The organism is Streptomyces sp. NBC_00322 (assembly GCF_036147535.1).
Lineage (GTDB): Bacteria > Actinomycetota > Actinomycetes > Streptomycetales > Streptomycetaceae > Streptomyces.
The window spans coordinates 4,583,096-4,597,319 of record NZ_CP108019.1 but is presented as its reverse complement, the minus strand read 5'-3'; the positions used below and the strand labels follow the sequence as shown (position 1 = coordinate 4,597,319).

Genomic DNA, 14,224 nt, shown 5'->3' with positions numbered 1-14,224 from the left:
CTCGGCTCAGCCCCGGGCGGTCCGTGCGGACAGCCCCCGGCGCAGGCATTCGACGAGGCTCGCGGCGATGCTCCCGTCGGGATCGAGACGGGGATTGAAGATCGTGACATCGAAGCCGACGGCCCGATCGTCCCCGAGCGCCGTACGCAGCACGCTCTCCAGCTCGGTCCAGCTCAGCCCGCCGGGAAGCCGGTAGTCGACGGCGGGCATGACCGCGTCGTCCAGCACATCCACATCGAGGTGCACCCAGTACTCGCCGAGCCGCCCGACGGCGCCCCGCGCCGCCGCCGCGGCCCCGACAGCCCGCACGCCGTCGAGATCGACCGCGCACAACTGCGGCGGCAGCGCCTGCATCCCGGCCTCTGCGGACTCGCCGGCATCGCGGAACCCGAGGGCGACGACATCCTCGTCCCGCACCAACGGCCCCAGCCCTTCCAGATCGGCAAGCACCCGCGGCCCGCGCCCCGTCGCCAGCGCGAGCTCCATCGACGCCACCTCACCGGCCGGCTCCGCGGACGGTTGATAGAAGTCGGTGTGCCCGTCGAGGAAGAGCAGTCCGTACCGCCCCCGTCGCCGGAGCGCGAGGAGATTGCCGAGCAGGATGCTGCAGTCCCCGCCGAGGACGACGGGAAACAGCCCACGGTCAAGGACGCCACCCACGGTGTCGGCGAGTGCGCTGGAGTACCGCGCAATACCACCCGAATTGAGCACCCCGCTCTCGCGATCGCGCCTCGCCTCGTACGCCGGCGGCTCAACCCGCCCGCCCCGCACGGCCCCAAGCCCCTCCACCAGCCCGGCCCCGAGCAGCGCCTGCGACAGCTCCTCAACCCCGGTCGGCCGCAGCCCGAGGACGGAGGGCGCCTCGATGATCGCGAGTTCCCGCACTCCGCACGCCTCCTCGACCAGAACCCCAACCCGGTCAGGCTCCCGGCTCCTCCACCGCTTCGCCGAGATTTCCGCACCACCACTCGGCACCGGCAACCCGATCGGCCCACACGTCCATGCCGGCTTCGACCTCGTCCAGGCCGACGCCAGGCGGCAGGGCCACCACCGGAAACCGCCACGCCGCACGACCTCGAACCGGCCACCGGCCACCGGCCACCGCAGTCCACCGTGACCACATCCCCGGCAGCGTTCGCGGCAACGCAAGAGGCCCCCCGGATTTCTCCGGGGGGCCTCTGAGCAGTGTGCACTCGGCAGGATTCGAACCTGCAACCTTCTGATCCGTAGTCAGATGCTCTATCCGTTAAGCTACGAGTGCTTGTGCGTCCCGGGCTTTTCTGCCCGGTCGGCGTTGCGGGAACAACATTACATGACCCGCGCCGTCAGGTGAAATCCGTTAAGCACACCCCACCTGACCTGCGAAAACGCCGCAGAAACGCCTCTGAAGCACCCCCGCGAAGCGGCCCTGAACAACCCGAAGCCCCGGCCATCAGGACGGGGCTTCGGTGATCAACTGGCGGAGGCGGAGGGATTTGAACCCTCGATGGGCTTTAAGACCCAAACCGCATTAGCAGTGCGGCGCCATAGACCGGACTAGGCGACGCCTCCAGCTCACCCGCGCGGGCGCGAGTGGTGCGTGCAGATGATGACACAGCCCGGTGGGGTGTCACCAATCGCTGTCCACGGTACTAGGCACGCGGGCCACAGAGCAAAGCGCTTCTCCGGTTGCGCAACGCCGCGGCCCACGGAGCGTTAAAGATGCCGGGGCCCCGCGCCCCGGGTGGAACCGTGACTCTCGAGCTCCAGGAGTTTCCATGCTGCGCCGCATCGTCCTCATCGCAACCGCCTCCGCCGCCGCGCTGGCCGCCGCCGTCCCCGCCGCCGGGGCCTCGCCCCTTCCGCTGCCGTTGCCGCTGCTGTCCGCGCCGGCCGGGGACCAGCTGACCGTGACCGTCTCCGAGACCGCGCGGACCGACGGGAGGTACGAGCTCTTGTGCGGGCCCACCGGCGGTGACCACCCGGCGGCGCAGGAGGCCTGCGACCGGCTGGACGAGTTGGCGCTGCAGGGGGAGGACCCGTTCGCGCCGGTGCCGCAGGACCAGATGTGTACGGAGCAGATGGGCGGCCCCGAGACCGCGCACATCACCGGCACCTGGCAGGGCCGGCAGGTGGACGCCACCTTCAGCCGGACCAACGGCTGCGAAATCTCGCGATGGCAGACCATGGAACCCGTACTGCCGAACACCAGGTCATAGGCCCAGGGCGTAGGCCGTGTGCACACAACCTTGGTGAGAGCTCCCCCTCATCCGCCGCCTCCCGCACATCCGCTGCCTTTAGACTCCCTCCAGTGACAGGCTGAAGCCCGAGGGGCAGGATGGGACCGGCCGTCCGCACCATGCAGTAGGTCAGGGAGGAACCGTCGTCGTGAGCAGCAGGCCATCCCGAGGCGCTGCTCGCCTCGCAGCCATACTCGACGCGCTCCCGGACGGGCTCGTGCTCGTCAACTGCAATGGCACAGTCGTCAACGCCAACACCATCGCCCTCGAACTCTTCGAGAGCGCGGGCACCGCACTCGTCGGGCGCGGGCTGCTCGATCTGCTGCCCTCGTTCGACTCCCGGCTGATCCCGGGCTCGATGCGTCGGCCCGAGGCGGCCGACGAGCGGGGCCGCACCAAGCCCGCGCGGATGATCGCGCGGCGTACGGACGGCAGTGAGTTCCCGGTCGAGGTCACCAGCGCGAGCCTCGAGGACGGGCGCGAGGCGTACGACTCGTACGGCGGCGGCTACACCGGTGACGAGCTGCTGATGCTCGTCGTACGTGATCTGTCGGGGACCGTGGACACCGAGGCGGAGCTGGCGCGTTCGCAGCGCCAGACCGAGATGATCCTGCGGGCCGCGTCCGAGGGTGTCGTCGGTACGGACACGGATGGGCGCGTCGTGCTCGTCAATCCGGCCGCCGCGCAGATCCTCGGGTTCCGGGCGAGCGACCTCGGCGGCCAGGAGCTGCATCCGCTGATCCTGCACTCGCGCGCGGACGGCGAGCCCTTCCCGTACGAGGGGTCGCCGCTCGCGGACACCCTCAAGTCCGGTCGCAAGCACCGGGTGCGCGGGCAGGTGCTGTGGACGAAGAACGGTTCGAAGGTGTCGGTCGATCTGACGACCGCGCCGGTACGGGACGGGGACCAGCTCGTCGGCGCGGTGATGACCTTCACCGACCGGCGCCCCTACGAGGAGCAGGCGGAGCAGCACGCGGCGGAGCTGGCGCAGACGACCGAGCGGCTGAGGGCCGAGATCGCGGAGACGACCGAGCGGCTCTCGGCGGAGCTCGCGGACAAGTCGGAGCGCTACGCCGCCGAGATCGAGGAGCGGACCGACCGGTTCGAGGAGCTGGCCGCCCGGCATGCCCAGCTGACCGCCGTACTGGGTGAGTCGCTGCGCGGGCCGCTGGAGGAACTGCGCGCCGAACTGGGCACGCTGGCCGCCGATCCGGCCGGGCAGCTGTGGCCCGAGGCCAATCAGATCCTGCATCATCTGGCCGCCGGATATGCCCGGATGACGACGCTTGTCGACAATGTCCTGAGCTATCAGCGGCTCGACACGGGCGCGGAGGAGCTGCACAAGGCCAAGGTGCTGCTCGACGGGGTCGTTGCGGCCGGTGTCGAGGGCGCGATCGAGCTGATCGGTCCGGGGCGGGCGCAGTTCGCGGTGCACTCGCCGCCGATAGAGGCCGAGGTGGACGCGGGGCGTCTGGCGACGGCGCTCGCGCATCTCGTCGCGGACGTGGCCGGGGTCGACTCGACCGGCAAGGCCCGGGTGGTTCCGGGCGGCGGGTATGTGGACTCGACGGTCGTCGTGGCGGCGGCGCAGCGCGGTGATGTCGTACGGATCGAGGTACGCGGGCCGTTCGCCGGGGGAGACCCGGTGCACGAGCCGATCGTGCGCGGGATCGTACGGGCCCACGGCGGGGTGCTGCAGACGCACGAGGTGCCGGGGATGAGCGGCAGCGCGTACGTCCTGGAGGTGCCGCTGGGCGAGGGCTCGGGGACGGTGACGGCTGCCCCGGCACCGGATCCCGAGGCCGGTGCGCTCGCTGTGCCGGAACAGCAGACCTCGCCCGCCACGACCGGCGGGGGCGGGCGGCGGCGCGCGCGGCGGGCCTCCACGGATGCCTTCCTGGAGAGCCCCGTGGCCGTGGAGGTCCCGGCGGCCACGCAGCCGACGGGCCGCCGCAGGGGTCATCCGGGAGAGCCGCAGCAGGAGCAGATCCCCGCTCAGGATTCGGGCGAGGAGAGTGGTTCGGGGAGCGGCGGGACCGGGCGGCGGCGCGGGCGGCCGAGCCCCGCCGAGCAGGCTGTCGCGGTCGCCGCGGGAGCGGCTCCCCGGCCTTCCGAGGGTTCGGTGGTGACGGCCGCGGAGGGCGCGGCCTCGACCGGGCGCGCGGCGCTCGGCGAGACGGTGCCGCCGCAGGGCGTGCCCGTCGCCCCGCAGGGAACGGGCCCCTCCGGGCGGCGTGCGCGGCGCCCCGATGGCGCGATGCCCCAGCTGCCCGCGGCTCCGACCGCGACCGCGGCCCCCGCTGCCGCCCCTGCTCCGGCTGCCGGGCGGCGCGCCAGGCGGGCGCTGGCGACCGCGCCGGCCGAGGTGGAGGCCGGGCGCACGGCGTTCGCGCTCCCGCCTGCCGAGGCCGACCGGATTCCACCGACGGCGGGTGAGGCCGATGCCTCGCTGCCGGGCAGGCACGACGCCGTGGGCACCGAGCCGGGCACCCAGCACCACACACCGCCGCAGCAGCATCCGGAGCCGACGGGCCGGCGCAGGGCACGCCAGGAGGCTCAGCCTCTGCCCGAAGAGACACCCGAGCCGTCTGCGGTGCAGCCGGACACCCAGCCCGTCGCCGAGTCCCTGTCCCAGCCTGCCGTACAGCCGGACTGGGCCGAGAACGGCACCGCAGGCAGCGGCCTCGCGGCCCTCGTCTCCGACGACTCGACCGGCCACCATGCGGCGGCCGTCGACGAGGCCGCGCAGCCGTCCGCGCCCGCGCCCGCGCAAAGCCCGACCCTGAGCCCTGGCCAGACGGTCGCGGCCGCCGGTTCCGTATCGATGCCGCTGCCCGTGCCCGCCGACGGTCCCGCCGCCTCGCGCGCCGCGCAGCCGCTGCCCGCCGAGGCTCCGGTTCCGGCCGAGGCCCCTGTTCCTGCCGACGCCTCACAGGGACGGGCCTTCAGTGTGCGCACGCTGGGGCAGGGCGTGCCGTTCTCGCAGCAGATCGCCGAGAAGCAGAACCAGACACTCGGCTCCGGCCGTCGCCGCAAGCTGGCCACGCCCCCGGACGGCGAGCGTTCCGAATCATCCGCCCGTCAGCACCCGCAGGGCCCGGCGCAGACCGGTTCGCTGATGCCGGCCGAGCGGACCGAGGGCCGGGCGTACGCGATCGGTGCCCCCGACGAGGGCGCGGAGGGCCCCGAGCCGCTGGACGGCCCGGGCGGCGCGGTCGAGGTGGCCAACCGGCCGCAGCCGCAGCCCGTCGACGACGAACTGCCCCCTGAGCCGCTGGACAACCCGCGCCGTCTCCTTGTCTGGCCCGCTCCCGATGTCTCCACCCAGCAGGCGCTGAGCGACCGCGGCTACCGCCCGGTGGTCGTGCACTCGCGCGAGGAGGTCGACGCGCAGATCGCGGCCTTCCCGGCGGCGCTCTTCGTCGACCCGCTGACCGGCCCGATCACCCGGACGGCCCTGCAGTCGCTGCGCCAGGCCGCGGTGGCGGCGGAGGTTCCGGTGCTGGTGACGGCGGGGCTGGGGCAGGCGACGCGGGAGGCCGCGTACGGCGCGGATCCTGCCGTACTGCTCAAGGCGCTGGCCCCGCGCGACAGCGAACAGCACCCTCCGCGCGTGCTGTTGATCGAGGAGCACGAGGAGATCGCGCTCGCGCTGTCGGCGACGCTGGAGCGCCGCGGTATGCAGGTCGCGCGCGCCGGGGCGGACACGGACGCGGTCACGCTCGCCTCCCAGATGCGGCCGAACCTGGTGGTGATGGACCTGATGCAGGTACGCCGCCGCAGGGCCGGGATCATCGACTGGCTGCGGGCGAACGGACAGCTGAACCGCACCCCGCTGGTCGTCTACACCTCGGCGGGCCTCGACCGCGCGGAGCTGCCGCGGCTCTCGTCGGGAGAGACGGTGCTCTTCCTCGCCGAACGCTCCACGAGCAGCGAGGTGCAGGCACGCATCGTCGATCTGCTGGCGAAGATCGGTACGAACTAGCGCGAAAGGGGCGGCGGTTGTGGCCGCCGCCCCCTTCCGTACGCGTACTGCAGCTCCTGCGGCTCCGCCCGGCTACAGCTCCGTGACGTCCAGCTCGCCGTCCGCGTACTGCTTGCGGATCACCTTCTTGTCGAACTTGCCGACGCTCGTCTTCGGAACGGCCGGGATCACCGCCCAGCGCTCCGGCACCTGCCACTTCGCGATCTTCTCGGCGAGGAAGGCCTTCAGCGACTCGTAGTCCGCGGTCGACCCCTCCTTGAGTACCACGGTCGCCAGCGGCCGCTCGCCCCACTTGGCGTCCGGGACCGCGACCACGGCCGCCTCGGCGACCTCCGGGTGTGCCATCAGCGCGTTCTCCAGATCGACGCTGGAGATCCACTCGCCGCCGGACTTGATGACGTCCTTCGCCCGGTCGGTCAGCGTCAGGAAGCCGTCGCTGCTGATCACACCGACGTCGCCGGTCTTCAGCCAGCCGTCCTCGCTGAACTTGTCCTCGGGCCTGAAGTCCTCGCCGCCCGCGCCGCCGTAGTACGCGCCCGCGATCCAGCTGCCGCGCACCTCCAGCTCACCGGCCGACTCGCCGTCCCAGGCCAGGATCTCGCCGCCGGGGCCGACCAGCCGCCCCTCGACACCCGCCGGGAAACGGCCCTGGGTGACGCGGTAGGGCCACTCCTCCTCCGCGCTGAGCCCGGCCGGGGGGTGAGCCATCGTGCCGAGCGGGGAGGTCTCCGTCATGCCCCAGGCGTGGCAGAGCCGCACACCCAGCTTGTCGTACGCCTCCATCAGGGACGGCGGGCAGGCCGCGCCGCCGATGGTGACCTGCTTCATGGAGCTCAGGTCCCGCGGGTTGGCGGTGACCTCCGCGAGCAGACCCTGCCAGATGGTGGGGACGGCCGCGGCGTGCGAGGGCTGCTCGCGCTCGATCATCTCGGCGAGGGGGGCGGGCTGCAGGAAACGGTCGGGCATCAGCATGTTGATGCCGGTCATGAACGTGGCGTGCGGCAGGCCCCAGGCGTTGACGTGGAACTGCGGGACCACGACGAGGGTCGTGTCCCGGTCCGTCAGCCCCATCGACTCGGTCATGTTGACCTGCATGGAGTGCAGGTAGATGGAACGGTGGGAGTAGACGACACCCTTGGGGTCGCCGGTGGTGCCGGAGGTGTAACACATGGCGGCGGCGGAGCGCTCGTCCAGCTGCGGCCAGTCGTACGTGCTCGGACGGCCGGCGATCAGCTCCTCGTACTCGTGCACCCGCGCCTGCACGCCGTCGAGCAGCGCACGGTCCCCGGGGCCGGAGACGACGATGTGCTCGATCGTCGGCAGGTGCGGCAGAAGCGGCGCGAGGAGCGGCAGCAGGGAGCCGTTGACGATGACGGCCCGGTCGGCGGCGTGGTTGACGATCCACACCAGCTGCTCCGCGGGCAGGCGGAGGTTCAGGGTGTGCAGTACGGCGCCCATGGAGGGAATCGCGAAGTACGCCTCGACATGCTCCGCGTTGTTCCACATCAGGGTGGCGACGCGCTGGTCGCCGTCGATTCCGAGCTCGTCGCGCAGGGCGTTGGCCAGGCGGCTCGCCCGCTCGCCGACTTCCGCGAAGCTCCGGCGCTGCGGCTCGGCCTCTCCTGTCCAGGTCGTGATCTGTGACTTCCCGTGGATCGTCATCCCATGCTGAAGGATGCGGCTCACAGTCAGCGGTACGTCCTGCATGGTGCTCAGCACGGCGTCCTCCCGGTGGGCGCTAGCGCTACGTGGCAGTAAGGGTGGGAAGATTCTGCTCACATACCGATTGGTATGTCACTACCCGGAGGTAATCAATCGGCGCCGGAAGATCAGTGCGGAAACAGCAGGGACTGCGGAAACAGGTGAGACGGGAGGGGTGCGGGCGCGGCCGCGGAGCGGGCACGGGAGACGGGGCCGGGCCGGGGCCGGTCAGCGTACGGGCGCCAGCTCCGGGTCCTCGCGGAGCTTGCCGAGCGCCCGCGACACCGCGCTCTTGACCGTGCCGACGGAAACCCCGAGCACCTCGGCCGTCTGGGCCTCGCTGAGATCCTCGTAGTACCGCAGCACCACCATCGCCCGCTGCCGGTCCGGCAGTTTCATCACGGCGCGCCACATCGCGTCGTGCAGCACCTGCTGCTCGGCGGGATCGGGCGTGGGCACGGTCTCGGGCTCGGGCAACTCGTCGCACGCGAACTCGTCGACCTTGCGCTTGCGCCACTGCGAGGTGCGGGTGTTGAGCAGTGCGCGGCGCACATAGCCGTCGAGCGCCCGGTGGTCCTCGATCCGCTCCCACGCGACATATGTCTTCGTGAGCGCGGTCTGCAGCAGGTCCTCGGCGTCGCTCGGGTTCGCGGTGAGCGAGCGGGCTGTTCGCAGCAGCACGGGCCCCCGCGCCCGTACGTACGACGAAAACGATGAGTAGGTCGCATAGCGCGCGTTCGGCGTGTACGAGGCCGCCGGTGCGGCGGCCTTCGAAGCGCTTGTGCAGACTGGCGTGGTCATAGGTCCACGCTAGGAGCGGGCACTACGGTCGCGGATCGGCCCCAGGTCCCGAAGCGGTGTCCGCCTCAGGTTGTACGGGTGGTGCTGCCCCCACCTCCTGAAGGTGGAGGACACCCTGACGCTGGGATACGGGCAGCTGCGGCTTCGCCTCGGCCCGCAAGCCGCCGCAAGCCGCCGCAAGCCGTCCTTCAGCCATCCCTCAGCCCTCCGCGCCCAGGACGAGCCCGGATGTGGGCACGCCGGTGCCCGCGGTGACAAGCGCCCTGGACGCGCCCGGTATCTGGTTCACCGAGGTGCCGCGCAGCTGTCTGACCGCCTCCGCGATGCCGTTCATCCCGTGCAGATACGCCTCGCCGAGCTGCCCGCCATGGGTATTGAGCGGCAGCGCGTCCGCGGCCACGAACTCCGCGGCCTCGCCGGGCTCGCAGAACCCGAACTCCTCCAACTGCATCAGCACAAACGGGGTGAAATGGTCATAGATGATGCCGACGTCGATATCGCCGGGGGCGAGCCCGGACGTCGCCCAGAGCTGCCGGGCCACAACACCCATCTCGGGCAGCCCGGTGAGATCGTCGCGATAGAAGCTGGTCATCTGCTCCTGAGCCCGGCCCGCACCCTGCGCTGCCGCGACGATCACCGCCGGCGGCTGCCGCAGATCACGGGCCCGCTCGGCGCTGGTGACGACGATCGCCTGACCGCCGTCGGTCTCCTGGCAGCAGTCCAGGAGACGCAGCGGCTCGACGATCCAGCGCGACGCGGCATGGTCGGCGAGGGTGATCGGCTTCCCGTAGAAGTACGCGGCAGGGTTCTTCGCCGCGTGACGGCGGTCGGTGACGGCGACATGGCCGAACGCGTCGGGCGTCAGCCCGTACGAATGCAGATAGCGCTGCGCGGCCATGGCGACCCAGGAGGCGGGGGTGAGCAGCCCGAAGGGGAGGTTCCAGCCGAGCGCCGTGCCCTCGGCGGACGGCTCGCGTTGCTGCACCCCGGAGCCGAAGCGCCGACCGGACCGTTCGTTGAACGCCCGGTAGCAGACGACGACTTCGGCGATCCCGGAGGCGACCGCGAGCGCCGCCTGCTGCACGGTGGCGCAGGCCGCGCCGCCTCCGTAGTGAATACGGGAGAAGAAGGACAGCTCGCCGATGCCCGCCGCCTGGGCGACGGTGATCTCCGGGCTGGTGTCCATGGTGAAGGTCACCAGGCCGTCGACGTCGGCCGGGGAGAGGCCGGCGTCGTCGAGTGCGGCACGCACCGCCTCGACGGCCAGCTTCAGTTCGCTGCGGCCGGAGTCCTTGGAGAACTCGGTCGCCCCTATGCCCACGACGGCCGCCCTGCTCCCGAGCGTGTCCCGGCTGCGGATGCTCATAGGGCGCCCTCCGGGCTCGGTGCGAGGCTCACGGTCACCGTGCCTGTGACGTGGTTGCCGATGCCGTTGGCGCCGACGACCCGCACTTCGGCGGTGCCGCCCTCGACGGAGGCGACCGTACCGCTCAACACCATCGTGTCTCCCGGGTAGTTGGGCGCGCCGAGCCGGATGGCGACCTTGCGGAGTACGGCACGCTCCCCGAGGCAGTCGGTGATGTACCGCCCGACCAGGCCGTTGGTCGTCAGGATGTTCATGAAGATGTCCGGGGATCCCCTCTCCTTCGCGAGCTCCGTGTCGTGATGCACGTCCTGGTAGTCGCGCGAGGCCACGGCTCCGGCGACGATCAGGGTGCGGGTGATGGGGATGGTGAGCGGCGGGAGTTCGTCACCGGCTTTCACGTACGGGCTCCTTGGTCAGTACGGGCTCCTGCGCGGTTACGGGCTCCTTTGCGAGCAACTGGCCGAGTTCGGCGAGGAGTTCCGGACCGCAGCCGAGGTAGGCGTCCAGCTGGCGGCCCCACAGGAAGTGCCGGTGGACCGGATGGTCCAGGTCGGCACCGGTCCCGCCGTGCAGATGCTGCCCGGCGTGGACGACGCGCCGGCCGGCCTCGGCGGCCCACCAGGCGGCGGTCAGCACCTCGGCGGCGGCGTCGAGCCCCTCGTCCAGCCTCCAGGCGGCCTCGTAGGCCGTGACCCGTATCGCCTCGGTGTCCATGTACGCGTCGGCGGCGCGCAGCAGCACGCCCTGGTTGGTGGAGAGCGGACGCCCGAACTGTTCGCGGGCCGAGGTGTGTTCGACGGCCCGGGCGAGCGAGCCCGCGCACACCCCGGCCTGCAGTCCCGCGAACGCGGTACGGCCCAGGGCGAATACGGACTCGTACGCACCGGGCCCGCCCAGCCGCTCGCCCGGGGTGCCGGACAGCACGAGCCGTCCCGCCGCCCAGGGCGCCATGGTCTCCACGTCCGTCACCTCCGCATCCGCGGTCCGTACGAGCCAGAGCGCCCGGTCGCCATCCGGAACCAGTACGTGCGTGGCGTCCCGCAGCCAGGGCACGAGCGGCACCGAGCCGTTCAGCCGGCCCGGCGCCAAGACCTGTATGCCGCCGCGTGCCGGGAACGCCCCGGTCGCCACCGCCGTGCCGTCGCCGAGCGCGGGCAGCAGCCGGGCCCGCTGCTCGTCCGTGCCGTGCGCGGCCACCGCCAGCACTCCGTAGACGCAGGTCGCGGCGAAGGGCACCTGAGCGGTGGTCCGTCCCTGCTCCTCCAGAAGCAGCACAAGACCGAGCAGACCTATGTCCTCGGCGGCCCCCGGAAGGCCCGCCGCACACAGCGCCTTCCACAACTCCGCGTCCGTACCGGTCCCGGCGGCGACCAGCCGCTCATGAGTGGAGAGGTCGCCGAATATCCGAGCCGCCAGGTCCCGCGCGGCCGTCTGCTCCTGCGTGGGCGTGAAGTCCATCAGCCCGCACCCCCTTGAGCACCACTGAAGACCGGCAGCTCCAACTCCTCGTCCACCCGCAGGAATTCGAGCCGTACGGGCATCCCGATCCGCACCTTGTCGTACGGCACGCCGACCACATTGCTGACCATGCGGACGCCCTCGGCCAGTTCGATCAGCCCCACCGCGTAGGGCGGGTCAAAAGCCGGGAAGGGCGGGTGGTGCATCACCACGTACGAGTAGACCGCCCCGGCGCCGCCCGCCTCGACCGTGTCCCATTCCGCCGAGCCGCACGCCCCGCATCCCGGCAGCCAGGGCAGGCGCAGCGTCCCGCATCCGCCGCACCGCTGGATGAGCAGTTTGTGTGCGGCCACCCCCTCCCAGAATCCGGAGTTGTCCCGGTTGATCACCGGCCGTGGTCGTCTGGCCGTGGGGGGCTTCGGTTTCCGCCGGGCCGGGGCGTACTTGAGGATCCGGAAGCGATGCGTCCCGGCCGGTTCGCCGTCGGCCCTCACGTCCATGCGTGTCGTGACGAAGTGGCCGGCCCCCAGCTTCGTCGTCTTGAGCTCCGACACCGACTCGATCACCGCGTCGAAGGTGATCCGGTCCCCGGGCCTCAGCGGCCGCAGATACTCCTGCTCGCAGTCGGTAGCGACGACCGAGGTATAGCCCGCCTCGTCGAGCAGTCCGAACAGCTCGTCGTGCGCCGCCGACCGGTCCGTGTGCCCCGAGAGACCGCCCATCGTCCAGGCCTGCAGCATCGTCGGCGGCGCTATGGCGTCGGGCCCGCTGTAGGCGGGGTTGGTGTCCCCCATCGCCTCGCACCAGTGCCTGATCATGGGCTCGTTGACCAGGTCCTTGCCGACGCCCGAGGTGGTGGCCGCCCGCCCCTCGTACGCCTTCAACCGCTCATACAGGTCCGTCACCGCTTCCCCCTCCTCATGCCGAGTCGCATCGTCGCGACGATCTCCCGCTGCACCTCGCTCACCCCGCCCCCGAAGGTGTTGATCTGTGCCGCCCTGTTCATCCGCTCCAGTTCCCCGTCCCCCAGCGGACGCTCCCCGGCACCGATGTCGAGCGAGCCGGGCGAGCCGGCCCGGATCAGCCCCGCTTCCCCCGTGATTTCCTGGCACATGCGATACGCCTCGACCGCGGATTCAGTTCCCGCGAACTTCACGCCGCTCGCGTCGCCGGGGGCCAGTCGGCCCGCCCCCACATCCCCCACCAAACGCCAGTTGAGCAGGCGCGTTGCCGCGAGCCGGGCATGTACTTCGGCCGCTCTGAATTGGACCCACGGCACGTCAATCCGGCGCTCACCCGTCACCGGATCGGGTGTACGCGCCCGCTCCAGCACCGCCGCGTAGAAATCCTCGGCCTGCATTCCGATCGCCGCGAGCGCCACCCGCTCGTGGTTGAGCTGGTTGGTGATCAGTCCCCAGCCGCCGTTCTCCTCGCCGACGAGGTTCGCGGCGGGTACCCGTATCCCGTCGTAGTACGTCGACGTCGTGGCGAGGCCGCCCACCGTCTCGATCGGCGTCCACGAGAAGCCCGGCGCGTTGGTCGGGACCAGGATGATCGAGATGCCCTTGTGTTTGGGCGCCTGCGGGTCCGTACGGCAGGCGAGCCAGATCCAGTCGGCGTTCTGGGCGTTGCTGGTGAAGACCTTCTGTCCGTCGACGACCCAGGATTCGCCGTCCCGGAGGGCGCGCGTACGCAGCGAGGCGAGGTCCGTCCCTGCCTCCGGCTCGCTGTAGCCGATCGCGAAGACGAGGTCGCCGCTGAGGATGCGCGGCAGAAAGTAGGACCTCTGCTGTTCGGTGCCGTACTTCATCAGGGTCGGACCGACGGTGTTCAGGGTCACCATGGAGACGGGCGCACCGGCGCGGTACGCCTCGTCGAAGAAGACGAACTGCTCGTCGGGGCCGCGCCCCTGGCCTCCGTACTCCACGGGCCAGCCGAGACCGAGCATCCCGTCCGCCCCGATGCGTCGCAGCAGCCGCCTGCGGCCCGGCTCGTCGGCGGCGGGCGGCGGTCCGTCCGGCATCAGTTCTCGGAAGTACGAGCGAAGTTCGGCGCGCAGCTGCTGCTGCCGCTCCGTCGGGGCGAGGTGCACGGCGGCCGCCTCCCGGGCGTACGGATCAGGGTTTCTGACTGTCCGTCAGATACGTGTGCCCTGTCAAGGTCGGCCGCAGCCCCGGCCGCTCTCGCGAATGCCTCCGTACGCACAACAGCCTGCGCGACGGCACCGAAGCACCGCCGCGCAGGCCGTCGTTCACCCCTCGGTCGAACCCCCCATCGGGCCGGTCACCACCACAGATCCGTGAAGTTCACCACCGCATGGGACTGGTCGATCATCGTGAAGCCGGAGCCGCTCACACTGGCGGTGCTGTTCTGGTTGGACGCTCCGGCTCCGTTCGCCACCTGTTGGGTGGTGGTCGAATTTCCCCAGTTGTCGCCGGCGACTCCGCTGCCGATGATCGAGCCCACCGCCGCGTTCGATCCGTCGTCCGCGAAGGCGCCATTGTCGGCCTGGGCGACACCCGAGAAGAGTGCGGCAGCGAGGGGCAGGGCAGCGACGGCGGCGAAAGCGCGGGCGGTACGGATGCATGCCATGTCATTTCCTCCATGAACTGGAACTGCAGAAATACGGCTTGTTCCAAGGCAGTTGGCCGACCGCCCGGGATCGTGGTCACGACGTCGCGAGATCAGAGTTGC

12 protein-coding genes and 2 tRNA genes are annotated in these 14,224 nt (G+C 71.2%); 2 read left to right on the top strand and 12 right to left on the bottom strand.

Features of this window, described 5'->3' with window-relative positions; translation table 11 throughout:
- Positions 1 to 6: 6 nt before the first annotated feature.
- The 4 genes from OG905_RS20875 to OG905_RS20860 form a co-directional block, all read right to left on the bottom strand.
- Positions 7 to 885, bottom strand: coding sequence for an arginase family protein (locus OG905_RS20875; RefSeq protein ID WP_328674489.1), 879 nt, complete (start codon positions 883 to 885; stop codon positions 7 to 9).
- Positions 886 to 919: 34 nt separating this feature from the next.
- Positions 920 to 1,048: a hypothetical protein gene (locus OG905_RS20870; protein ID WP_328674487.1), complete on the bottom strand. Its 129-nt coding sequence runs from the start codon at positions 1,046 to 1,048 to the stop codon at positions 920 to 922.
- Positions 1,049 to 1,188: 140 nt separating this feature from the next.
- A tRNA-Arg gene (locus OG905_RS20865) sits at positions 1,189 to 1,261 on the bottom strand.
- A gap of 196 nt (positions 1,262 to 1,457) precedes the next feature.
- Positions 1,458 to 1,551 (bottom strand) — tRNA-Ser (locus OG905_RS20860).
- Positions 1,552 to 1,757: 206 nt separating this feature from the next.
- On the opposite strand from OG905_RS20860, the gene OG905_RS20855 reads away from it, so the two are divergent.
- Both OG905_RS20855 and OG905_RS20850 read left to right on the top strand, forming a co-directional pair.
- Positions 1,758 to 2,198 carry an SSI family serine proteinase inhibitor gene (locus OG905_RS20855; protein ID WP_328674484.1) on the top strand — a complete coding sequence of 147 codons (441 nt, stop codon included), beginning with the start codon at positions 1,758 to 1,760 and terminating at the stop codon, positions 2,196 to 2,198.
- 169 nt (positions 2,199 to 2,367) lie between these two features.
- Positions 2,368 to 6,204: a PAS domain-containing protein gene (locus OG905_RS20850; RefSeq protein WP_328674483.1), complete on the top strand. Its 3,837-nt coding sequence runs from the start codon at positions 2,368 to 2,370 to the stop codon at positions 6,202 to 6,204.
- Between the two features lie 72 nt (positions 6,205 to 6,276).
- Here OG905_RS20850 and OG905_RS20845 read toward each other — a convergent pair whose 3' ends face one another.
- The 8 genes from OG905_RS20845 to OG905_RS20810 form a co-directional block, all read right to left on the bottom strand.
- Positions 6,277 to 7,923 carry a long-chain fatty acid--CoA ligase gene (locus OG905_RS20845; protein ID WP_328674481.1) on the bottom strand — a complete coding sequence of 549 codons (1,647 nt, stop codon included), beginning with the start codon at positions 7,921 to 7,923 and terminating at the stop codon, positions 6,277 to 6,279.
- A 210-nt stretch (positions 7,924 to 8,133) separates the two neighbouring features.
- Complete coding sequence (locus tag OG905_RS20840; RefSeq protein ID WP_266480768.1) at positions 8,134 to 8,706, bottom strand: SigE family RNA polymerase sigma factor; 573 nt, start codon at positions 8,704 to 8,706, stop codon at positions 8,134 to 8,136.
- 199 nt (positions 8,707 to 8,905) lie between these two features.
- Entirely contained in the window at positions 8,906 to 10,072 is a 1,167-nt protein-coding gene (locus OG905_RS20835) for a lipid-transfer protein (RefSeq protein ID WP_328674478.1), read from the bottom strand.
- Positions 10,069 to 10,470 (bottom strand): MaoC family dehydratase, encoded by a 402-nt coding sequence (locus OG905_RS20830; RefSeq protein WP_328674476.1) that lies wholly within the window; start codon positions 10,468 to 10,470, stop codon positions 10,069 to 10,071. The genes OG905_RS20835 and OG905_RS20830 overlap by 4 nt, the downstream gene beginning before the upstream one ends.
- Entirely contained in the window at positions 10,457 to 11,530 is a 1,074-nt protein-coding gene (locus tag OG905_RS20825; protein ID WP_328674474.1) for an acyl-CoA dehydrogenase family protein, read from the bottom strand. The genes OG905_RS20830 and OG905_RS20825 overlap by 14 nt, the downstream gene beginning before the upstream one ends.
- Positions 11,530 to 12,435, bottom strand: coding sequence for a bifunctional MaoC family dehydratase N-terminal/OB-fold nucleic acid binding domain-containing protein (locus OG905_RS20820; RefSeq protein ID WP_328674472.1), 906 nt, complete (start codon positions 12,433 to 12,435; stop codon positions 11,530 to 11,532). The genes OG905_RS20825 and OG905_RS20820 overlap by 1 nt, the downstream gene beginning before the upstream one ends.
- Entirely contained in the window at positions 12,432 to 13,622 is a 1,191-nt protein-coding gene (locus OG905_RS20815; protein WP_328674470.1) for an acyl-CoA dehydrogenase family protein, read from the bottom strand. The genes OG905_RS20820 and OG905_RS20815 overlap by 4 nt, the downstream gene beginning before the upstream one ends.
- Before the next feature lie 191 nt (positions 13,623 to 13,813).
- Entirely contained in the window at positions 13,814 to 14,122 is a 309-nt protein-coding gene (locus tag OG905_RS20810) for a hypothetical protein (protein WP_328674469.1), read from the bottom strand.
- Positions 14,123 to 14,224: the final 102 nt, after the last annotated feature.